At 60.7% G+C, this 460-nt stretch carries 1 pseudogene; it reads right to left on the reverse strand.

From position 1 onward, the window contains the following. Nucleotides 1–460: pseudogene (locus A3754_RS27480) on the reverse strand (hypothetical protein); the annotation flags it as partial.

Consider the following 460-nt stretch of genomic DNA (forward strand, 5'->3'; position numbering starts at 1 on the left):
GCAATGACTTCACCCTCGCTCTGCCCATCCACCTGACCATCGTTGAGGTCTTCAGACAGGGCCGCGAACATGGAGTCCGCTGTTTCGGTGCTGTTCGGGTTCTCGGTCTTGGCAGCCTCCGCCATGTCGGCCATCAGCGCCGCCACTGCCTCCACCGCTGTACGTAGTTTTACAACCTTCTCCTGGTCATCCTGGTCGCTGGTAATCAGCGGCGGGGAAGACAGCAGGTCCACGCTGTCGTCCAGCAGGCCAAAGCCGAACTGGCTGCGCACCTTGCTTTTCGCCAGCTTCAGGGCGGCGGTCCATTCAGCGGCGCTCACCGTGCCATTGTCATCACCCGCGAAACCGCTGTCTGTGTTGTCCGCGTTGGCCAACGCCATCTTGACCACCAGGGTGCTCAACGGCGTCGGGTAGTTGGTTTCACCATTGGCAACCGCTTCTGCCGAAGTGACAGACAACA

It is taken from the genome of Alcanivorax sp. HI0083 (assembly GCF_001635175.1).